The sequence below is a fragment of the Venenivibrio stagnispumantis genome (genome assembly GCF_900182795.1).
In the GTDB taxonomy this organism is placed as follows: domain Bacteria; phylum Aquificota; class Aquificia; order Aquificales; family Hydrogenothermaceae; genus Venenivibrio; species Venenivibrio stagnispumantis.
On record NZ_FXTX01000004.1, the window covers coordinates 61,285 to 81,045 of the forward strand.

Genomic DNA, 19,761 nt, shown 5'->3' on the forward strand with positions numbered 1-19,761 from the left:
TTTTAATTACCACAAATTATTTTTTCTTTCCACTTTTTAGCTTTTTGTAGAATTTCTGATTTATCTATTGTTAAAACTTCTTTATTTCTTACAACAATTTTCCCATCTATTATAACAGTATCCACATCTGTGCTTTTTGCAGAATAAACAAGCTGAATATAAGGGTCAAACATAGGTTGTATATGAGGTTGATTTATATCTATAATTATAATATCTGCATATTTACCTTTTTCAAGGGTTCCAATTTTATCTTGTAATCTTAATGCTTTTGCTCCCTCTCTTGTTGCCATAGATAATGCCTGTTTCGCATTTAATAAAACCGGATTTTTATTATAACCTTTATGAAGTTTTGCAGCTGTTGAAATTTCTCCGAGTATATCAAGGTCATCATTTGAAGCAGTTCCATCTGTTCCTATGGAAACAGTTATTCCGGCTTCTATCATCTTAGGCACCGGAGCTATACCTGAAGCGAGTTTTAAATTACTTTCAGGGCAGTGGGATATCTTTACTTTTTTTTCTGCCATCAGATAGATTTCTTCTTCTGTTGGATGAACCATATGGGCTGCTAAAACTCTATCATTTAAAACACCTATATTATCAAGATGTTTTACAGGTGTTGCATTATATCTATTTAATATATCTTGAACTTCATGCTCCGTTTCTGATAAATGGATATGAAATAAAACATCATAATCTTCTGCTACTTGCATAGCTTTTTGCAAAGTTTGTGGCGAACAGGTATAAGGTGCATGAGGGCCAATACAAGGATAAATATATCTGCTTTCTTTATATTCTTTTATAAAATCTTTTGTTTTTTCTATACCTTCATCCGGTGTTTTTGCTCCCGGTGTTGGAAAATCTAAAATACCGGTGCAAAGAACTGCTCTCATTTTAGCTTGCAATACTGCATCTGCTACTGCATTTTCATAAAAATACATATCAACAAATGTAGTAACCCCATTCCTAAGCATCTCATAACAGGCAATATCTGTTCCATCTTTTACAAATTCATAACTTACAAATTTTCTTTCTACCGGCCATATATATTGCTCAAGCCAAACTTTTAAAGGATTATCACTTCCATATCCTCTAAGTAAAGTCATAGCCGCATGTGTGTGGGTATTTATTAATCCGGGTAATACGACATTTCCACCGGCATCTATTATCTCATCTGCTTCATAATTTATATTCTCTCCAATATCTAAAATCTTTCCATCTTTTATTGCAATATTACCATTTTTATATTCTGTAAAATTTTCATCCATTGTAAGTATATATCCATTTTTTATAACTAAATCAGCCTTCATTTCCTACCTCTTCTTTTTTTGTAATTATTATAACTTTATATTATCTTCTCTGCAAAATCTTTTGTATGTATCTTTTTTATATCCGGTGAATAAAAGTTATCATCATTTGATAAAATCAAATCACATTTATTTTCTCTTGCTAAAACATATTGAAGCGTATCTTCTAAATCTTTAAAATTTTTATCTTTCTGCATTAATTCTATGGCTTTTTTAGTTTCATCATTTGAAAACGGTATTAAGTATAATAATTCCAGAGCATATGAAAGGTTTTCTAAAGCTTTTTCTTTGTCGTATTTTCTTAACACATAGTAAACCGTTGTTATTAAATCACAACTTGTTAAAAGTTTTACATTATTTTTTTGTAGATAGAAAAAAGCTTCTTTAGAATATTCACTATAAGGTCTGTTATCTAAAAATAGGTCTAAAATGACATTGGCATCTATAAATACTTTTTTATGGCTCACTTCCCATTTGCTCCTTGATTTTTTGGATACTAAGATTTGGGTCTATTCCTTTAAAATACTTTCTGTTTTCAATTATTCGTTTTAGAGCTTCTAATTTTTTCTTTTTTTCTATTTCTTTATAAACATTTTCTATAAGTTCTTCTATTAGCTCACTTTGGGATTTATTTTCTATTTTTGCAAGTTCTTTTAATTTTTCTTCTGCTTTTTTTGAAATCGTAATATTTTTTCTAACTTTTTTTTCTTTCATTTTCATTTTATATACCTTCCTAATTTTATTTTCCTAAATAAATTTATATGTAAATTTTTTTCATGTCAAATATTTTTTATCAACTCTTTTAATTTTTTTTCATCTTCTTTTGAGATTTTTTTATCTTTATAATATAAATTTTCAAACGCTCTAACAAAGAGATACGCCCTTTCTTTTAACTCTTTTTCATTTATTTTATTTATAAATTCTTCCAATCCTTCATTTCTATCTTTTTTATAGCCATATTTTTCCATTTTCTTTAAAAATTGCTCTAAAATTTTTTCTTCTTTTGTTTTTATCTTAAATTTGAAATTAGATTTATATGCTAAAAAACCGATGATTAGTATCAAAATTAAAACTAATATATATTTTTTATTTATAGAGAAATTGATTTCCGGTTTTTTAATCATACTGCTAATTTGCCTAAATATAGCCATCTGTTTCTTAAAATCAAATCCAATAACAAAGGTAATATAATAATAATTTATCGTATCAAAAAATAGCTTGATTTTAGATATTTTATTTTCTTTAATTTTATCTGATATAGAGATAGCAGAAGTAGGGTCATATCTTACCCAGCCTATATTGTCTATATAAGCTTCTACCCATACGTGAGCATCTTTCTGTTTTACCATATAATATTTACCAATATTGTTATAAATACCGCCTTTGTATCCGGCTACTAATCTTGCAGGAACATTATTTAATCTAAGTAAAACAGCCATTGAAGATGCAAAATATTCACAATTTCCATATTTATATCTGATTAAGAAATCTTTTAAAGGATTTTTTGAGATTGGGAGATTTTTTAAGGAATATTTATATTCCCCGTATTTTAAAAACTTAAGAATATTATTTGCAGTTTCTAAATCATTTTTTCCTTTTAATTTATCTGCCAATTTTTTAATATCTTCATCAATTTTCGGAAGTTGTAAATATATAGTTTTATTTACATAATCTGATGGGATAATATCTGTAATAACTGAATATACTTCGTATTTAATAGTAGAATAAACAGGATGATTAAGATAAAAGCTAAAATTTTCCCTATTTATATTTTCTTTTGATATTACTCTAACCGGTTTATCTAAGCCAAAAAGATATTTATTTTCATAAGGTTCTAAATATATCGTTTGTTTTATAATATTTCCTTTTAATGATTTACTGCTTTCATCTTTTCCTTCTAAAACTTTCCAATTTATACCATCAAAATAAGTTAAAACTATACCTCTCCAATAAAGCTGATTTTCCGGTATTTTTTCCATACTTGCCCTAAATATTACAGTGTTATCTTCTTGAATATTAGAAACATCTCCAAGCTTTACATCTTCCGAAAATCCGGTTCTTGATTTTGCCTGTCCACCAAATAGATTAAAAATAGGAACTTCAGACCTTGGCAAAATTATAAAAAAGAATATTGTAAGTGGTATTGATAATAAAGGTATTAGAGAGGTTTTTATAACTATTTTTTTTATCTCTTCTTCTGTAAGTTGTATTTCTTTATCCTGTGATTGATAAGTTAATAAAACGATGGATATATTTATCAAAAATATATAAATAAAAAGATAAACAAGAAAGATTATTCCAAAATATATTAGACTGCTTGCAGCTAAGATTAAAACCGATAAAAGATATATCTGCATATAATCTCTAAATTTCTTTTCTTCTAAGAATTTAATAGAAAGTAAAAAAGATAATGTTTCAAGAGCCGGTTGTAAAACATTTTCAGAATTCATAGAAAGAGCCATTATAATAATGGCAGATATACCGGCTATATTTATTACAACTCTATTTATATAATATTTTTTATACTCAAAATATATTGAAACTAAAAATAAAGAAAAAGATATTAAAAAATAAGTATTTGAAATATTACCAAAAAGTATAGTAAAACTTAAAAAGCCTACAAAATAACTTAAAACCTTTACTATATTTTCAACTTTATAACTCTTCATATAAAGCCAACTCTGTAAGAATATTTATTTTATGTTTATAAGATATATCCGGTTTATAGGATTTGCCGTTTATTTTAATTCCTACCGGAATATTGTTTTTTATACTTTCTATAACAATAAAAGCAACACAGTTTATTTTATATTCCATATCTTTTAGTTGTAGTTTATCAAAATCAATAAAAATAGGTTGATTTTCAAGGGAAGACAGCTCTTTTACTTTTAATTTATCTGTTTTAGCAGTAGATTTAAAATCTATATATTTCATAGGTGTCCCTTCTATGTAATCTTTAATAGATATAAAATCTCCTTCAAAACCTATTCTATCATTTGTTATTTCTCCTTTATCTTTTTTACCACCAAGTTGGTAAATATTACATTTTTTTGGCTCAGGAAAAGCTATAAATTCAAACTCTTTATCTATTTTCCTTGACCGAATAAAAAAATTAAAAGGAAATACAGAAGAGATATAAATCTCAGATATTTTATTTATTCCTCTTTTTTCTGGAATTATATTTATAAATATCTCTTTTTCTTTTTCAAAAAAAGGGATTAATTTTTCAATATTATATTCTGGCAGTATAATCTTTATTAAAAATGCAGGCATTAATTTTTTCTCATTATATAGTTTAACTTTTATAAATGTTTCTTTATTTTTATAAATCTCTTGTGGAAATATCATCTGTATATCTATTTTTTCTATATTTCTTTTTCCGAAAATACCGGCTATTAACATAAAACTTAAAAAAGAAGAAGTTATCAAATATAAAAGATTATTACCTGTATTTACTCCGGCTACACCTATAACTATTGTGATTATAATATAAATCCAACCTGCTTTGGTTAGCTTTATTATGCTGGGACTTTTATGCTTTCTATTAATGATTTTATAATCTCCTTTTTTGTTGCTTCATACTCTTCTTTAAATATAACTCTATGGGTTATTGTATATTCAGAAAGTTCTTTTATATCTTCCGGAATAACATAATCTCTTTTTTTAAGATATGCATTGGCTTTTGCTGTATTTACAATTGCCAAAACTCCTCTTGTTGATAATCCAGCATATATATATTTGCTATTCCTTGTTGCCTCTGCTATATCCAAAATATAATCTATTATCTTGTCAGATAGATATATCTGTTTTATATCTTCTTGGATTTTAATTAACTCATCTTTTGTTATAAATGGCTTTAGTTTATATAACTCTTCTCTTTTACTTCCACCTTTTATAATCTCCCTTTCTGCTTCTCTTGAAGGATATCCGATTGAGATTTTCATAACAAATCTATCAAGCTGGGCTTCCGGTAATGGAAATGTTCCGTATTGTTCTACCGGATTTTGTGTAGCTATAACAAAAAATGGCTGTGGTAATTTATAACTTTTTCCTTCTATGGTTACCTGTTTTTCTCCCATTGCTTCAAGTAAAGCACTCTGGGTTTTTGGCGTAGCTCTGTTTATCTCATCAACCAAAACTATATTATTAAAAATAGGGCCTTTATGAAATTCAAACTCTCCGGTATTTTTATTATATATAGAAAGTCCTGTTATATCTGATGGTAATAAATCAGAGGTTGCCTGTATCCTTCCAAAATCAAGACCAAAAGATTTAGCAATAGCTATTGCAAGGGTTGTTTTACCTATACCGGGTAAATCTTCTATTAGTAGATGCCCTTTTGATAATAATGTAATAATTGAAAGCCTCAGTGCTTTCTCTTTTCCTTGAAGATAATAAGATAATGATTTTATTATATTTTCTATATCCATTTAAAACTCCACATTATCTATTAATCTTGTATTTCCTACGTATACGGCAATAGCCATTATATCTCCTTTTTCTACAATTTGCTTTTGTTTTAATGTTTCTCCATCTACTATTTCTAAATATTGAAGATTTATTAAAGGATAGCTATATAATACGTTTTTGGCTATTTCTTTTAGTTTTTCCGGATTTCTTTCTCCTTTTTCAAACTCTTCTTTTGCTTTAAATAAAGCTTTACTTATACCGGTTGCCTGTTTTCTTTCTTCTTCTGATAGATATTTATTTCTTGAAGACATAGCAAGACCATCTTCTTCCCTTACAATAGGGCAACCTATTATTTCAATATCCATATTCAAATCTTTTACCATCTGTTTTATAACTATATATTGCTGATAATCTTTTTTTCCAAAATAAGCCCTATCCGGATTAACTATATTAAATAATTTCATAACAACGGTTGTTACACCTCTAAAATGCCCCGGTCTATATGCTCCGCAAAGTCCCTTAGTTAGCTCTACAACTTCAACATAAGTTTGAAAATCTTGCGGATACATATCTTTATAATCTGGATAAAATATAATATCTGCATCTTTTGCCATATTTTTATCTCTTTCAAAATCCCTCGGATACCTATCTAAATCCTCATTTTTACCAAATTGTAAAGGATTTACAAATATACTTAAAACAGTTATATCATTTTCTTTCTTAGAGCATTCCAATAAAGACAAATGCCCCTGATGTAAATATCCCATTGTAGGAACAAAACCTACGCTTTTACCTTCTTTTTTTAAAGATTTTATAGTATCTTTCATCTGCTTAATATCTGTTATTACTTTCATCTTATCTCTCCAAAATCTAATTTTTTATAAACTGCACCGGTTGGAAGTGTTAAACTCTCAATAATATCAACGTTTATATTTTTTTCAGCTCCAAAAGATATATTTTGATACTTTTTTAATTTCTCAATAAATTGGTTTAGCTTTGTTTCTTTTATTCTATTTACCGTAATATGTGGAATAAAGGGCTTTATCTCTTTTTTAAATCCTATCTCATTTAAACTATTTTCTATAAAAGAATTTATATTTTTCAATACACCATCATCGTCTTCTACTTTTATATAAAGAATTTTTGGACTTTCTAAAGTAGGAAAAACTCCCAATCCTTTAAATCTAATACTGAGTTCTATATTTTTATCCAGTAAAGGACTGATACAATCTCTAATTTTTAATATCTTTTCTTCTTCAATATTTCCTATAAATTTAAATGTAATATGTAAATTTTCCAATGGACTCCATCTTCCAACAATCAAACCACCAAAATCCTTTTTCAAAGATAAATAAATCTTTTTATCAATATTTACAAAACTACCAATAAATATCCTTTTCATAACTTTATTATATCCCCTCTAAAATTTGTTTTTAAGCCAATATTCAAATAAAGGATTCTGAAAATAATATATGCCTTCCAATATAATTTATTTTATATGTAAATCTCCTTTTGTAGGAAAGATACCGGAGCAGTAAGGACAAGTAAATATATGATTTCCCGGATATATGAGTTTAACTTTTAGCTCTTTTGTTTCATTTTTTTTGATATTATAAACACCTACATCATAAGGTGGCAATATATAAAAACAATGACCATAATACTGGGCTGTATAATCTTCTCCTATACCTTCATCTATTGCTGTAATTCTAAATAAGACAACCTTTCCATAAGGTAATGTTATATTTGATGGCTGATAACCATTTTTGGATACTTTTATATCAACGATTATATCCGGTTTATCCTGATTTTCCTTAGAACATCCCAAAATAAATAAAGCCAATATATTAACAATCAGATAAAATCTTTTGATAAACATCTTTTACCTGTTTTTGTAAATACTCCAAATCTTTTGTATTTTCTATTATATAATCTGCATATTTTATTTTTTCTTCAATATCCATTTGAGCATTTATCCTTTTGATTGCTTCTTCTTCTGTTAAACCTTTTTTTAAGCATCTTTTTAGCTGTATTTCTTTTGGTGCATATACTACTATGATTTTATCATAATGCTTGTATGAACCGGTTTCTATCATAAGAGGAACTTCTGCAATGGCTATTTTTTCATCTTTTATATTTTCAAACCAGTTTTGTATATATTCAAAAACTAACGGATGTAAAATTGATTCTAAAATCTTTCTTTTTTCCGGATTTTCAAAAACTATACTTGCTAATTTCTTTCTATTTATCTTTCCTTCTTGGAGTATATCTTTTCCAAAATGTTTTAATATTTTTTCTTTTATATTTTCTTCTTCTAATAATTTATGGACTATCTCATCTGCTGATATTGTATTTACCCCGAGGGATTTAAATATATTTAAAACCGTAGATTTTCCTGTGCCTATTGAGCCGGTTAATCCTATTTTTTTTACCAATTTATTTTTTCTCTGTTTGGTTTTGGGTAGGTAATGTTTCTATTACAGAATTTTGTTTTGTTTTATAATGATGTAAATAAGAAAGAAGCAATACTAAACCCATAAATATTCCGGCAAGCCAGAAAGTTATTTTTGTTATTATATTAGCAGCTGATGCACCAAGTATTGCCTTTGCCGCTCCTGAGCCAAAAACTGCCCCTATTTCTGCACCTTTTGTTTTTTGCATAAGTATAAGAGCTATTAAAATAATTGATACAATTATAAGAACTACCAATAAAACTCCATAAATAAAATCCATCTTTCACTCCTCTAAGCATTCTGTGATTATTTTATAAAATCTATTTGGGTCTAAGGAAGCTGTTCCTACCAAAAATCCATCTATATGTTTTTGAGATATTAATTCTCTTGCATTCTTTTCATTAACACTTCCACCATATAATATTCTGGTTTTAGAATCGTTGCCTTTTGAAAGCTCATTTATCAAGCTTCTTATAAATCTATGGACTTCTTCTGCTTGCTCAGGTGTAGCATTTATACCGGTTCCTATTGCCCAAACCGGTTCATAAGCTATATCAATAAAAGGCATATCCATATATACACCGGCTAATCCGGATTTTATTTGTTTTTCAACAACATTTAATGTTTTTCCAAGTTCCCTTTCTTCAAGGGTTTCTCCTACACACAAAATAGGTCTAATTCCATTCTCTAATGCTGATTGGACTTTTTTATTAATTAAATTATCTTTTTCTCCGAAAATATGCCTTCTCTCAGAATGCCCTAAGATAACATATTCCACATTTAGCTCTTTTAACATTATAGGAGATATTTCACCGGTAAATGCTCCTACCGTTTCATAATACATATTTTGAGCACCGAGTTTTATATTTGTTTTTTCTACTTTTAAAGAAGCTGAAGATAAAGCAGTAAAAGATGGGGATATCATTATATCAACTTTTTGAATATCCTTAACAAGCTCTGTGAAAATATCAAGATAATCAATAGTTTGAGCGATGGTTTTATTCATTTTCCAGTTTGCAGCTACTAAGTATGCCATTATCCTAACCTTCTTATTTCTTTTGATAAGATATTTCCATCTTTATCAAGTTCATAAACAATAGGTGTTCCGGTATCAAGTTCTACTTTTATTATTTCTTCCGGAGTTAATTTTTCAAGATACATAACAATAGACCTGTTTGAGTTTCCATGGGCTACCACTAAAACATCATTTCCTTCTGCTATATCTCCCAAAATAGCCCTTTCTAAGAATGGTATTGTTCTATTTGCAGTATCCTTTAAAGATTCTCCTCCCGGTGGAGCTATATCATAACTTCTTCTCCAAAGATGAACTATTTCTGCTCCATATTTTGCCCTTGCTCTATCTTTATTTAATCCTTGTAAATCTCCATAATGTCTTTCATTTAATGCTTGGTCTTTTATTACTGGTATATTTAATCCGATAACTTCAAGGATAATTTTAAGTGTTTCCTGTGCCCTTGACAAAGCAGAAGTATAAGCAACATTAAATCTTATATCCTTCAAAAGTTCACCTGCTTTGTAAGCTTCTTCTTTTCCTTTTTCGGTAAGAGGCACATCTATCCATCCGGTAAATCTGTTTTGTAAATTCCATAAGGATTGACCATGTCTAACTAAAACAAGTTTTGGCATTTTCCCACCTCTTTACAAAAATTTGAGATTTAAAAATATTTGATTATATTATATATTATAAATAGTATTAATGCAAAAGCCAATTGCAGTAGCAATAAAACTTATTAGTTGTATTAAAAGATTTGTTAAATTGAGTGATTGTAATTATAAAAATTTTTAGAATGCAAACCTGTTTCTGCATAGGTTATTATCTATGCCTACAGGGATTAGTATTAGTTGTAGTGGTTTAAATGCAGATATTTCTGCATACCATCACAAAGGATAATTTTCTAATAAATTCCAAACTTCTTCTGTATATTTTTTAACTTTTGGATTTTCATAAATAATTACCGGATTTTCAATAATACAGCCACCTTCTTTTGTAGCTTTATCTGCCTGAACTAAAAAATGGGTTGCTTTTTCATCCTTAGATGGATGGATAAATTTTAATCTTTTTGGCTCTAATCTATATTTTTTTAATAAAAAAATAATTTCCGGTAATCTTTCAGCAATATTAATCATAAATAATTTACCTTTATTTTTCAAAAGATAACTGCTTGCTTCTATAAAATCTTTGATTGTTGCTTTTTTTTCTATTTTTGCTATCTCTATTTGTATATTTTTTGATTTACCTGATTTATAATAAGGTGGATTTGTAATTATATAATCAAACTGCTCAGCTTTAAAGATATTTTTTATATTTTTTACATCTTCAAGAAAAAGTTTAACATCTACATTATTTATCTCAAAATTCCTTTTGGCTATATCATATAGTTCTTCCTGTATCTCAACTGCATAATATTCAAGATTTGGATATTTTAGATGTAATAAAATAGGAATAATACCGGAGCCGGTGCCAATATCAAGAATTTTTCCTCTTGAGTATATTTTCGTAAAATCAGAAAGAAGAAGGCTATCTATTCCGAATCTGAAGCCTTCTTTTTTTTGGATTATTTTTATTTTTCCTCTGATAAACGGAGATATATCTTCATCCGGTTTTAAATTCATTGTTGTTTATAAAGATTTATAAGAGCCTCTGCTCTGTCTCTTTGATTTTCATATCTTTTGGTTTCTTCTTCAGAAAGACCACCGGAAGTAAGTGCATTTTTTGCTTCTTCTAAAAGTTGTTTTTCATGTTCCACATTGATTTTATCAAATTCATAACATTCTTCCACAAGGGCTATCACTTTTTGACCTGTAACATCTAAGGTTCCAAATGTTACTGCATACTCAATCACTTCTCCATCTGCTTTTTCTATTCTAAGTTTTCCGGGTTTAATTGTTGTTAATAAAAGCATGTGGTTTTCAAGGATACCTATCTCTCCATCGGCAGTATTAATTACAGTTTGATAAACATCTCCGCTAAATACATGACCTGTTGGTGTAACAACTTCTAATTTATACATCAAATCCTCCATAATCAATGATAAATTTTCATATTATTATAAATCAATAAATGGATTAAAACAAGGATTTATATAATGAAGAATTTTAATTTTGTCAAGAATTTTTAGCAAAAATCAGTTTAAAACTGAATAAACGCAAATTTTTATATTTTGCATCAAACCTTCAATAGTGCAAATATATTTTCTGTTATATTCTCGCTAATCATTGATGCAAGCCAAATTACCAAGTATCAAAAACTAAACCAACCATAAAAATTTAAAAAATTTCAAAATTTCCGATTAGCAAAATTCAAGATACAAAGTTATAGGTTCATATTCCTTGCTATACTTCCATCTTATTTTTTGTATTTTTTCCTGAACATCCCACTTGTTTACATTAGGTTTAAGTTTTAATCTTAAGGAAATGTCAGCTTCAGTATCTTCTGGAGGTTCTATTATTTCAGCTCTCTCTATTTCCGGAAGATTATTTACTTCTTCCAAAATCTTCAAGTAATTAGATAATTCAATTGTCTTTTCCATTTTTTATCACCTCTTTAAAAAATTCATAAATATAATCAATTTTTAATTTATCCTCATTAGTAAATATATACGCTTTATAGTCAGATAAAACTCTAAATTCGTATAATTGCTCATACTTATCTACAAATTCCTTTAATATTTGAGGATTTAAAATCTCTTTTTCATAACATTTTTTAGAAAACGCTTTGGCTAAACTTATATGCTTCCATTTTCCTTGAGGAGCTTTTCCTAATATAGATTGCATATAATTGAAAACAGAAAAATATAGATTAGAAACTAAAGCATTGTATAATCCTTTTTCTTTTGATATAATTGCAATCTCTAACCTTTCTAAAGATTTCTTTCTATAAATTTCTTTCATCTTAAAATCCTTTTAAATAAACATTTATAATTCTAAATCAATTTATGGAAAAAATCAACGCCTTAATTTAATAATTGGTAAATTCTTTCTTAAAATTTCTTTATTAAAATTTAAATTACCTATTTTTTACTTATTATCTTCTGATGAAACTTTTATAATAGTTTTAACATTTCCTCTTGGGTTCCAATCGCCAATTACTTCTAAAAATCTTGGCTTTAAAAGATTATATAAATCTTCATATATTTTATTTGTAGCTTCTTCGTGAGAGATATATTGATTTCTATATTTATTAAGATAAAGTTTTAGAGATTTTAGCTCTACAATCGTTTTATCCGGAATATATCTTATTCTAATAGTTGCATAATCAGGATATCCTGACCTTGGACAAAGACAAGAAAATTCCGGAAAAGTTATCTCTACGGTATAATTTCTATCCGGATAAGGATTTGGCCATGGTTCAAGTTTTGCTTCTTGTATCTCTTTTTCTCCATATTTCATTTTTTTATACCTCTCTGCTTACTATAAATTCTGCAATTTGTATTAGAATTTGGGGATTTTTTAAATCTTTTATATAGCTTATAGCTTGATTTATATGATTATATGCCATCTCTTTTGATTTTTCTATACCATAAATTGATGGATAAGTTATTTTATTTTTCTCTTTATCTTTATTAACTTTTTTTCCAAGTTTAGATGGGTCTCCTATCTCATCAAGTAAATCATCCCATATTTGAAAAGCTATCCCTATATGCTTTCCATAATTTTTCAGTTTATCTTCTTCTTCCGGTGTAGCATCTGCTATTACTGCTCCAATTTGACAGCATGCCTGTATAAATTTTGCAGTTTTATTTAGATGGATAAAATCAATATCTTTAAAATCTTCCAAAATATCTCCTGCCTGACCGCCAACCATTCCATAAATTCCAACATTATGGGAAAGAATATTTATTATCTTTAATAATTTTTCTGCAGATAAATTTTTATTTAAAGAGATTAACTCAAAAGCATAAGTTAAAAGTCCATCTCCGGCAAGAATTGCTATTGCTTCAGAAAATTGTTTATGACAGGTAGGTTTTCCTCTTCTTAAATCATCATCATCCATTGCCGGTAAATCATCATGGATAAGTGAGTATGTATGGATAAATTCTGTAGATATTGCTATATCTATAAAATTTTTTATATCTATATCTTCTTTTAATGTTTTTGCAGATTCTAAAACAAGAATAGGTCTAATTCTTTTTCCACCGGCTTTTAAACTATACTCAATAGCATCAAACAATATCTTTGGCTCACCTTTTGGAATGTATTGCTCTAAATACATATTTATAAGCTGTGTTTGTCCTTTTAAATAATCTTGTATCATCTTATCTCAAAAGCATTTTCTATATGTAATATATTATCTTTCAATATTGCTATTACGTCAAATCTTAATTCTTCAAAATATATATCATTTTTGCTTAAAAATTGATAAGTTGTTTTTATTATCTTTTCTATTTTTGATTTTGTTATTGTTTCCTGAGGATAACCAAAACTATCATAGCTTTTACTTCTTACTTCTACGATAATAATTGTGTTTTTATCTTTGGCTATTATATCTATTTCTCCAAATCTGCTTTTAAAATTTCTTGCTATTATCTGATAACCTTTATTTTTTAGATATTCTACTGCTATATCTTCTTTTTCTTTACCGATTTTAGTTTTATTATTCATAATAAAGCCTGAAACTTTTTCTATGAATTGGGGTTATTCCGTATCGTTTTATCTCAAATATATGGTTTTTGGTTGGATAGCCTTTATGTTTATCAAATGAAAAATTAGGATATAAATTTTTAAACTCTTTCATTATATTATCTCTATAAACTTTTGCTATTATGCTTGCAGCTGCAACACAATGGATATTTTCATCTGCTTTTTTCTCAGATATATGTTTTATTCCTTCAAGATTTATATGGTCTGTTATAACAATATCATAATCTATTTTTATCATATCTAAGGCTCTTTTTATTGCTACTTTTGTAGCATTTAATACATTTATCCGGTCAATTAAGGTGTTATCTGCTATTCCGATTGTGATGGACAGGGCTTTTTGCTGGATTTGTTTGAAAAGTTCTTCTCTTTGTTTTGGAGTTAATTTTTTTGAATCTTTTTGAATAAATGGTTCTATATCCGGTGGAAATATTACAGCAGCAACGATAACTGGACCGGCTAAACTACCTCTACCGGCTTCATCTACTCCTACTATATATTTATAACCTTTTTGATGTAGAGATTTTTCAAACTCAATCATAAGATAAAACCGGGCAAAAGCCCGATATATATATTATTTGCTTTCTGCTGATTCTTTTGCTCTTTTTTGGATTTCCCACTCTTTAAGTTCTTTGATTTTAGCAGCTTTACCTTTGAGATTTCTAACATAATAGAGTTTAGCTCTTCTAACGATACCTCTTTTAACCACTTCAATTTTTTCTATGGAAGGGCATGCTATCGGGAATGTTCTTTCCATTCCTACGCCGTAAGATACTTTTCTAACTGTAAATGTTTTTCCGGTTCCACTTCCTCTAACTCTGATAACAAGACCTTCAAAAATCTGGGTTCTTTCTTTTTCCCCTTCTTTTACTTTAAGGTGTAATCTTACTGTATCTCCCGGTCTAAATTCAGGTAAATCTGCCGGTAAATATTTTTGTTCAATTTCTCTAATTAAATGATGCATTTTCTTTCCTCCGTTAAAATATTGATTTAAGAAACAAATATTATATCATTTTAAGATAAAATTTTCTACCACATCTAATATATCTTCTCCTATGTAGTCTGCTGTTGTGTTTTGAATATATTTTAATCCCTGTCCTGTTTTAACAAGTGCTGCTTTTATACCTTCTTTATGGGCAGCAATTATATCATTTTCTTTATCTCCTATTAAAAAAGATTGGTTTGGGTCAATATTAAACTCCTTTATTGCCTGTTTTATCATTCCACTTTCCGGTTTCCTGCAATCGCATTTTATAGCATATTCTTCTATTATTCCATTTTCGTGGTGAGGACAATAATAAACTTTTGTTATTTTTATACCTTCTTTTTCAAACTCTTTAAGCATATATTCTGTTAATTTTTTAAAATCTTCTTCTGTATAATATCCTACTGCTATACCGGATTGATTTGTTACTATAAATAGCTCATATCCGGCATCCTGTAATTTTTTCAAAGCTGTAAAAACATTTGGTATAAATTTAAAATCTTCTATTTTATGAACATATCCTTTATCTTCATTGATAACACCATCTCTATCCAAAAATACAGCTTTCTTCAATTTTTCTACCTCTTATCTATTTTTTCTAAGTTGTAGCTTTTCTTTTATATGTTGGAAAATATTTATCATCTTTTCCGAATATCTTAATGCTTCTTTAATTTCATTTATCAAAATTTCCTTTTCCCAAGGGTATGTATGGGTAAGATTATTTCTTAACTCTCTTAATTTTTTCCATTCCTCAGCAGATGGTATAAATTCAAGCTGTTCTAATCTGTTTAATATATCAATGAAAGGTTTATTTCTCACTTCTTCTCCAAGCATTTGAAGAACAAGAGGAAAAAGTTTTTCTCCCATAGTATCTTGCATTTTTGAAAATCTAAATATAAAAGAATCTATTGTTTCAATTATTTCCGGATTTTCCAGTATTTCTTCATTTAGCTCTATCCTACTTATTTTATTTTTTGCATATTCCAATCTTTCTTTGTGTTTTTCTATCTCGTTATAAATTAGATTTATATTTTTCACAGCTCAACACCGGATTTTTTTATCTCTTTACAGATAGGCTCATTACATTCCAAAGGTTTTATTATCAAATCTATTTTTTGCTCTCCTATTCTATCTTTTAATTTAACCAAAAAAGTTAATTTTTTATCAATCAAATTTTCAATATTGGCAGTTTCTATGTATAAATCAATATCTCCACCTTTTAGATTTGGATTAACCCTTGAACCAAAAATCCAAACCTTTACATCTTCTCCGAAAACATCCTTTGCTATCTCTCTTATGTAGTTGATTTCTTCTTCTGTTAATCTAATATTTCCCATTTTTCTATCTCGCTATCTTTTTTATTATATCAAAAATTTTAATTTGTGCTTAATTGTTGGTAAAATATATAACTAATTTTTTTATTCAGAGGTGGTTTATGCCAAAAAGGACTGATATTGAAAGTATTCTACTTATAGGCTCAGGGCCAATAATTATAGGACAGGCTGCTGAGTTTGATTACTCCGGAACACAGGGAGCAAAAGCATTAAAAGAAGAAGGTTATAGGGTAATCCTTGTTAATTCTAATCCGGCTACAATTATGACAGACCCTGATATTGCAGATAAAACATACATAGAACCACTTATAACACCTATTTTAGAAAAAATAATAGAAAAAGAAAGACCGGATGCTATACTTCCAACCCTTGGAGGACAAACAGCTCTTAATCTTGCAATAGATTTATATGAAAAAGGTATCCTTGACAAATACAATGTAAAAATGCTTGGAGCAAATTATGAAGTTATAAAGAAAGCCGAAGATAGAGATTTATTTAAAAAAGCTATGGAAAGAATAGGCTTATCTATGCCAAAAAGTGCAGTTGTAAATTCATTGGCTCAGGCAGAAGAAGTTATAAAATGGATAGGTTTTCCGGTTATAATAAGACCTTCTTTTACCCTTGGTGGAACAGGTGGAGGTATAGCTTACAATATAGATGAATTTTATCCAAAAGTAAAAGCCGGTCTTGAAGCATCTCCTATACATGAAGTATTACTTGAAGAATCAATAATCGGTTGGAAAGAGTTTGAGATGGAAGTTATGAGAGATAAAAATGATAACTGCGTTATAATCTGCTCTATTGAGAATTTAGACCCTATGGGAGTTCATACAGGAGATAGTATAACCATAGCACCTGCGATGACTTTATCAGATAGAGAATATCAGATTTTAAGAGATTACTCAATAGCAGTTATGAGGGAGATAGGGGTTGAAACCGGAGGCTCTAATGTCCAGTTTGCCCAAAATCCAAAAACCGGAGAGTTTTATGTTATAGAGATGAACCCAAGGGTTTCCCGCTCTTCTGCATTGGCTTCCAAAGCTACCGGTTTCCCTATTGCAAAAATCGCTGCAAAATTGGCAGTAGGATATACCCTTGATGAATTACCTAATGATATAACAAAACAAACACCGGCTTCTTTTGAGCCTACGATAGATTATGTAGTTGTAAAAATACCAAGATTTGATTTTGCAAAATTTCCGGAAGCAGACACAACCCTTACAACAATGATGAAATCTGTCGGTGAAGTAATGGCAATAGGAAGAACATTTAAAGAAAGCCTTCAAAAAGCATTAAGAAGTTTAGAACTCGGCAGATATGGATTTTATATAGGACTTGAAAAAGCAGAAGATGAAGAAATAAAACAAAAAATAATAAAACCAAATCCGGATAGATTATGGTATATAGCAGAAGCATTCAGAAGAGGATATTCTGTTGAAGATATTCATAATTTATCACATATTGATAAATGGTTTTTAACCCAAATTAAAGAGATAATAGATTATGAAATAGATTTATCCAAAAAAGATATTAATCAAATTACAGAGCAAGAGCTTGAAAAAGCTAAACAATGGGGATTTTCTGATAAAGAACTTGCAAGATTATTAAAAACAACAGAAGAAGAAATAAGAAAAAGAAGAATACCGGTATCTTATAAAGTAGTAGATACCTGTGCAGCAGAGTTTAAAGCCTATACTCCTTATTATTACTCTTCTTATGAGAGTTTAATGGGATATATAGATGAAAACGGAAATATAATTTATTACAGGGATAGCGAGGAGTAAAATGGAAGAGAAAATGAATTACGATTTTAAAAATATAGAAGAAAGCTTATTAAAAGAATGGGAAGAGAAAAATTTATTTAAATCTGAGGAAGATAAATCAAAAGAGAAATTTTATGTTTTAGAGATGTTTCCTTATCCATCCGGAAGAATACATATGGGACATGTGAGAAATTATGCAATCGGAGATGTGGTAAATAGATACCTTAGAATGAATGGAAAAAATACACTTCATCCGATGGGATGGGATGCTTTTGGAATGCCGGCAGAAAATGCAGCAATAAAAAGTGGAGTTCATCCTGCAAAATGGACTTATGAAAATATAGATTATATGAAAAAAGAGCTAAAAAGACTTGGATTTTCTTATGATTGGGACAGGGAAGTAACTACCTGTAATCCGGATTATTATAAATGGAATCAATGGATTTTTTTAAAAATGTATGAAAAAGGAATAGCTTACAGAAAATCTGCCGTAGTTAATTGGTGTCCACACGACCAAACGGTTTTGGCAAATGAGCAGGTTATAGATGGAAGATGTTGGAGATGTTCTACTCCTGTTGTTCAAAAAGAGATACCATCTTGGTTTTTAAAAATAACCGATTATGCAGAAAGATTATTGCAAGATTTAAAAAAGCTACAAGGAAAATGGCCATCTCAAGTTCTTACAATGCAAGAAAACTGGATAGGAAAATCGGTAGGAGCAGAAATTAAATTTAAAATAGATGGGCTAAATGAATATCTTGAAATATTTACAACAAGACCGGATACAATCTATGGTGTCACCTTTATGGCAGTAGCACCTGAACATCCGATATTATTAAAACTTATAGAAGGCACCCCACAAAAAGAAGAAGTTTTATCTTTTATAAACAAAATAAAATCATTATCAACAAAGGATAGAAATATTGTAGAAGAAAAAGAAGGGGTATTTACCGGTAGATATGCAATAAATCCATTAACAAAAGAAAAAGTTCCGATATATGCAGCAAATTATATATTATGGGGATATGGAACCGGAGCAATAATGGCAGTCCCTGCCCATGATGAAAGGGATTTTGAATTTGCAAAAAAATATAATCTTCCAATAAAACCTGTTATAAAACCAATAAACACAGATTGGGATTTTTCAAAATCTGCTTATGAAGGTGAAGGAATATTGATAAATTCCGGTATATTTAATAATCTTCACTCCGAAGAAGCAAAAGAAAAAATAATAGAATATCTTGAAAAAGAAAATCTCGGCAAAAAATCGGTAAATTATAGATTAAGAGATTGGAATATATCCAGACAAAGATATTGGGGAACACCTATTCCTATTATATATTGTGATAAATGCGGTATACTGCCTGTGCCTGAAGAAGACCTGCCTGTTTTACTTCCAGAAGATGTACAGATAACCGGAGAAGGTGGCTCACCACTTGAAAAACATGAAAAATTCGTAAATACAACCTGTCCAAAATGTGGCTCTCCGGCAAAAAGAGAAACAGACACAATGGATACATTTTTTGATAGTTCTTGGTATTTCCTCAGATATTGTGATGCAAAAAATGATAAAAAACCTTTTGAAAAAGAAAAAGTAGATTACTGGATGCCGGTAGATTTATATATCGGTGGCATAGAGCATGCAGTTTTACATCTCCTCTATTCAAGATTTTTTACAAAATTTTTAAAAGATATAGGATTAATAGAAATAGATGAACCTTTTGAAAAATTATTAACACAGGGAATGGTTTTGAAAAAATGGATTTCCATAGAAAAATTACTTGAAATTTATGGCTTAGATGAAGATGTTGAGTTAGATATTTTAATTGAAAAAATAAATAATGAGAAGTGATT

27 protein-coding genes are annotated in these 19,761 nt (G+C 28.6%); 2 read left to right on the top strand and 25 right to left on the bottom strand.

Translation table 11 applies throughout. The features are described from left to right. Positions 1-2: 2 nt before the first annotated feature. The 25 genes from QOR43_RS02615 to QOR43_RS02735 all read right to left on the bottom strand — a co-directional run bounded on the left by QOR43_RS02615 (position 3) and on the right by QOR43_RS02735 (position 16,147). Entirely contained in the window at positions 3-1,307 is a 1,305-nt protein-coding gene (locus tag QOR43_RS02615; protein ID WP_265134477.1) for an amidohydrolase, read from the bottom strand. Between the two features lie 35 nt (positions 1,308-1,342). After that, entirely contained in the window at positions 1,343-1,771 is a 429-nt protein-coding gene (locus QOR43_RS02620; protein WP_265134476.1) for a type II toxin-antitoxin system VapC family toxin, read from the bottom strand. Beyond that, positions 1,761-2,024 carry a ribbon-helix-helix protein, CopG family gene (locus tag QOR43_RS02625; RefSeq protein WP_265134475.1) on the bottom strand — a complete coding sequence of 88 codons (264 nt, stop codon included), beginning with the start codon at positions 2,022-2,024 and terminating at the stop codon, positions 1,761-1,763. The genes QOR43_RS02620 and QOR43_RS02625 overlap by 11 nt, the downstream gene beginning before the upstream one ends. Positions 2,025-2,083: 59 nt before the next feature. Further along, complete coding sequence (locus tag QOR43_RS02630; protein ID WP_265134474.1) at positions 2,084-3,973, bottom strand: transglutaminase TgpA family protein; 1,890 nt, start codon at positions 3,971-3,973, stop codon at positions 2,084-2,086. Beyond that, entirely contained in the window at positions 3,960-4,706 is a 747-nt protein-coding gene (locus tag QOR43_RS02635; protein ID WP_283571413.1) for a DUF58 domain-containing protein, read from the bottom strand. The genes QOR43_RS02630 and QOR43_RS02635 overlap by 14 nt, the downstream gene beginning before the upstream one ends. 116 nt (positions 4,707-4,822) lie before the next feature. After that, positions 4,823-5,734 carry an AAA family ATPase gene (locus tag QOR43_RS02640; protein ID WP_265134472.1) on the bottom strand — a complete coding sequence of 304 codons (912 nt, stop codon included), beginning with the start codon at positions 5,732-5,734 and terminating at the stop codon, positions 4,823-4,825. Continuing rightward, on the bottom strand, positions 5,735-6,568 hold the full coding sequence (gene panC, locus QOR43_RS02645) for a pantoate--beta-alanine ligase (RefSeq protein ID WP_265134471.1): 834 nt from the start codon (positions 6,566-6,568) through the stop codon (positions 5,735-5,737). It abuts the gene before it with no gap. After that, positions 6,565-7,116 (bottom strand): RNA 2',3'-cyclic phosphodiesterase, encoded by a 552-nt coding sequence (thpR, locus tag QOR43_RS02650; RefSeq protein ID WP_265134470.1) that lies wholly within the window; start codon positions 7,114-7,116, stop codon positions 6,565-6,567. Before thpR ends, panC begins: the two co-directional genes overlap by 4 nt. Positions 7,117-7,203: 87 nt before the next feature. Next, entirely contained in the window at positions 7,204-7,593 is a 390-nt protein-coding gene (locus tag QOR43_RS02655) for a cupredoxin domain-containing protein (RefSeq protein WP_265134469.1), read from the bottom strand. Further along, positions 7,562-8,149: a dephospho-CoA kinase gene (gene coaE, locus QOR43_RS02660; RefSeq protein ID WP_265134468.1), complete on the bottom strand. Its 588-nt coding sequence runs from the start codon at positions 8,147-8,149 to the stop codon at positions 7,562-7,564. Before coaE ends, QOR43_RS02655 begins: the two co-directional genes overlap by 32 nt. A 1-nt stretch (position 8,150) precedes the next feature. After that, a complete protein-coding gene (secG, locus tag QOR43_RS02665; RefSeq protein WP_265134467.1) occupies positions 8,151-8,447 on the bottom strand; it encodes a preprotein translocase subunit SecG in 297 nt (98 codons plus the stop codon). Between the two features lie 3 nt (positions 8,448-8,450). Continuing rightward, positions 8,451-9,203: a triose-phosphate isomerase gene (tpiA, locus tag QOR43_RS02670; RefSeq protein WP_265134466.1), complete on the bottom strand. Its 753-nt coding sequence runs from the start codon at positions 9,201-9,203 to the stop codon at positions 8,451-8,453. Then, entirely contained in the window at positions 9,203-9,814 is a 612-nt protein-coding gene (locus tag QOR43_RS02675; RefSeq protein ID WP_265134465.1) for a 2,3-bisphosphoglycerate-dependent phosphoglycerate mutase, read from the bottom strand. The genes tpiA and QOR43_RS02675 overlap by 1 nt, the downstream gene beginning before the upstream one ends. A gap of 252 nt (positions 9,815-10,066) precedes the next feature. Then, positions 10,067-10,801, bottom strand: a complete 735-nt coding sequence (locus QOR43_RS02680; RefSeq protein WP_265134464.1) for a tRNA1(Val) (adenine(37)-N6)-methyltransferase — start codon at positions 10,799-10,801, stop codon at positions 10,067-10,069. Then, on the bottom strand, positions 10,798-11,199 hold the full coding sequence (gene atpC / locus QOR43_RS02685; protein WP_265134463.1) for an ATP synthase F1 subunit epsilon: 402 nt from the start codon (positions 11,197-11,199) through the stop codon (positions 10,798-10,800). Before atpC ends, QOR43_RS02680 begins: the two co-directional genes overlap by 4 nt. Positions 11,200-11,478: 279 nt before the next feature. Next, positions 11,479-11,718: a hypothetical protein gene (locus QOR43_RS02690; protein ID WP_265134462.1), complete on the bottom strand. Its 240-nt coding sequence runs from the start codon at positions 11,716-11,718 to the stop codon at positions 11,479-11,481. Continuing rightward, positions 11,702-12,079 (bottom strand): HEPN domain-containing protein, encoded by a 378-nt coding sequence (locus QOR43_RS02695; RefSeq protein ID WP_265134461.1) that lies wholly within the window; start codon positions 12,077-12,079, stop codon positions 11,702-11,704. The genes QOR43_RS02690 and QOR43_RS02695 overlap by 17 nt, the downstream gene beginning before the upstream one ends. A 126-nt stretch (positions 12,080-12,205) precedes the next feature. Further along, positions 12,206-12,577 (bottom strand): preQ(1) synthase, encoded by a 372-nt coding sequence (gene queF / locus QOR43_RS02700; protein ID WP_265134460.1) that lies wholly within the window; start codon positions 12,575-12,577, stop codon positions 12,206-12,208. 4 nt (positions 12,578-12,581) lie between these two features. Further along, positions 12,582-13,442: a polyprenyl synthetase family protein gene (locus QOR43_RS02705; RefSeq protein ID WP_265134459.1), complete on the bottom strand. Its 861-nt coding sequence runs from the start codon at positions 13,440-13,442 to the stop codon at positions 12,582-12,584. Further along, complete coding sequence (locus tag QOR43_RS02710; RefSeq protein WP_265134458.1) at positions 13,439-13,789, bottom strand: YraN family protein; 351 nt, start codon at positions 13,787-13,789, stop codon at positions 13,439-13,441. The genes QOR43_RS02705 and QOR43_RS02710 overlap by 4 nt, the downstream gene beginning before the upstream one ends. Beyond that, positions 13,782-14,366: a ribonuclease HII gene (locus QOR43_RS02715; RefSeq protein WP_265134457.1), complete on the bottom strand. Its 585-nt coding sequence runs from the start codon at positions 14,364-14,366 to the stop codon at positions 13,782-13,784. The genes QOR43_RS02710 and QOR43_RS02715 overlap by 8 nt, the downstream gene beginning before the upstream one ends. Before the next feature lie 33 nt (positions 14,367-14,399). Then, positions 14,400-14,789, bottom strand: coding sequence for a 50S ribosomal protein L19 (gene rplS / locus QOR43_RS02720; RefSeq protein WP_265134456.1), 390 nt, complete (start codon positions 14,787-14,789; stop codon positions 14,400-14,402). Positions 14,790-14,834: 45 nt separating this feature from the next. After that, entirely contained in the window at positions 14,835-15,383 is a 549-nt protein-coding gene (gene gmhB / locus QOR43_RS02725) for a D-glycero-beta-D-manno-heptose 1,7-bisphosphate 7-phosphatase (protein ID WP_265134455.1), read from the bottom strand. A 12-nt stretch (positions 15,384-15,395) separates the two neighbouring features. Continuing rightward, positions 15,396-15,848, bottom strand: a complete 453-nt coding sequence (locus tag QOR43_RS02730) for a hypothetical protein (RefSeq protein WP_265134454.1) — start codon at positions 15,846-15,848, stop codon at positions 15,396-15,398. Next, positions 15,845-16,147 carry a nucleotidyltransferase domain-containing protein gene (locus QOR43_RS02735; RefSeq protein ID WP_265134453.1) on the bottom strand — a complete coding sequence of 101 codons (303 nt, stop codon included), beginning with the start codon at positions 16,145-16,147 and terminating at the stop codon, positions 15,845-15,847. Before QOR43_RS02735 ends, QOR43_RS02730 begins: the two co-directional genes overlap by 4 nt. 98 nt (positions 16,148-16,245) lie before the next feature. Between QOR43_RS02735 and carB the strand changes: the two genes are divergently transcribed. Both carB and leuS read left to right on the top strand, forming a co-directional pair. After that, entirely contained in the window at positions 16,246-17,928 is a 1,683-nt protein-coding gene (gene carB / locus QOR43_RS02740) for a carbamoyl-phosphate synthase large subunit (protein WP_265134452.1), read from the top strand. Positions 17,929-17,941: 13 nt separating this feature from the next. Beyond that, positions 17,942-19,759 carry a leucine--tRNA ligase gene (gene leuS, locus QOR43_RS02745; RefSeq protein ID WP_265134531.1) on the top strand — a complete coding sequence of 606 codons (1,818 nt, stop codon included), beginning with the start codon at positions 17,942-17,944 and terminating at the stop codon, positions 19,757-19,759. Positions 19,760-19,761: the final 2 nt, after the last annotated feature.

Excerpts from the sequence above, each read along its gene's own strand:
- QOR43_RS02695 (WP_265134461.1), bottom strand. The coding sequence starts at position 12,079 with ATGAAAGAAATTTATAGAAAGAAATCTTTAGAAAGGTTAGAGATTGCA.
- QOR43_RS02655 (WP_265134469.1), bottom strand. The coding sequence starts at position 7,593 with ATGTTTATCAAAAGATTTTATCTGATTGTTAATATATTGGCTTTATTT.
- QOR43_RS02690 (WP_265134462.1), bottom strand. The coding sequence starts at position 11,718 with ATGGAAAAGACAATTGAATTATCTAATTACTTGAAGATTTTGGAAGAA.
- QOR43_RS02635 (WP_283571413.1), bottom strand. The coding sequence starts at position 4,706 with ATGTTAATAGCCGGTATTTTCGGAAAAAGAAATATAGAAAAAATAGAT.
- rplS (WP_265134456.1), bottom strand. The coding sequence starts at position 14,789 with ATGCATCATTTAATTAGAGAAATTGAACAAAAATATTTACCGGCAGAT.
- QOR43_RS02625 (WP_265134475.1), bottom strand. The coding sequence starts at position 2,024 with ATGAAAATGAAAGAAAAAAAAGTTAGAAAAAATATTACGATTTCAAAA.
- tpiA (WP_265134466.1), bottom strand. The coding sequence starts at position 9,203 with ATGGCATACTTAGTAGCTGCAAACTGGAAAATGAATAAAACCATCGCT.
- QOR43_RS02640 (WP_265134472.1), bottom strand. The coding sequence starts at position 5,734 with ATGGATATAGAAAATATAATAAAATCATTATCTTATTATCTTCAAGGA.
- panC (WP_265134471.1), bottom strand. The coding sequence starts at position 6,568 with ATGAAAGTAATAACAGATATTAAGCAGATGAAAGATACTATAAAATCT.
- thpR (WP_265134470.1), bottom strand. The coding sequence starts at position 7,116 with ATGAAAAGGATATTTATTGGTAGTTTTGTAAATATTGATAAAAAGATT.
- secG (WP_265134467.1), bottom strand. The coding sequence starts at position 8,447 with ATGGATTTTATTTATGGAGTTTTATTGGTAGTTCTTATAATTGTATCA.
- QOR43_RS02735 (WP_265134453.1), bottom strand. The coding sequence starts at position 16,147 with ATGGGAAATATTAGATTAACAGAAGAAGAAATCAACTACATAAGAGAG.
- QOR43_RS02680 (WP_265134464.1), bottom strand. The coding sequence starts at position 10,801 with ATGAATTTAAAACCGGATGAAGATATATCTCCGTTTATCAGAGGAAAA.
- QOR43_RS02615 (WP_265134477.1), bottom strand. The coding sequence starts at position 1,307 with ATGAAGGCTGATTTAGTTATAAAAAATGGATATATACTTACAATGGAT.
- QOR43_RS02675 (WP_265134465.1), bottom strand. The coding sequence starts at position 9,814 with ATGCCAAAACTTGTTTTAGTTAGACATGGTCAATCCTTATGGAATTTA.
- carB (WP_265134452.1), top strand. The coding sequence starts at position 16,246 with ATGCCAAAAAGGACTGATATTGAAAGTATTCTACTTATAGGCTCAGGG.
- leuS (WP_265134531.1), top strand. The coding sequence starts at position 17,942 with ATGAATTACGATTTTAAAAATATAGAAGAAAGCTTATTAAAAGAATGG.
- QOR43_RS02630 (WP_265134474.1), bottom strand. The coding sequence starts at position 3,973 with ATGAAGAGTTATAAAGTTGAAAATATAGTAAAGGTTTTAAGTTATTTT.
- queF (WP_265134460.1), bottom strand. The coding sequence starts at position 12,577 with ATGAAATATGGAGAAAAAGAGATACAAGAAGCAAAACTTGAACCATGG.
- QOR43_RS02715 (WP_265134457.1), bottom strand. The coding sequence starts at position 14,366 with ATGATTGAGTTTGAAAAATCTCTACATCAAAAAGGTTATAAATATATA.
- atpC (WP_265134463.1), bottom strand. The coding sequence starts at position 11,199 with ATGTATAAATTAGAAGTTGTTACACCAACAGGTCATGTATTTAGCGGA.
- QOR43_RS02705 (WP_265134459.1), bottom strand. The coding sequence starts at position 13,442 with ATGATACAAGATTATTTAAAAGGACAAACACAGCTTATAAATATGTAT.
- QOR43_RS02710 (WP_265134458.1), bottom strand. The coding sequence starts at position 13,789 with ATGAATAATAAAACTAAAATCGGTAAAGAAAAAGAAGATATAGCAGTA.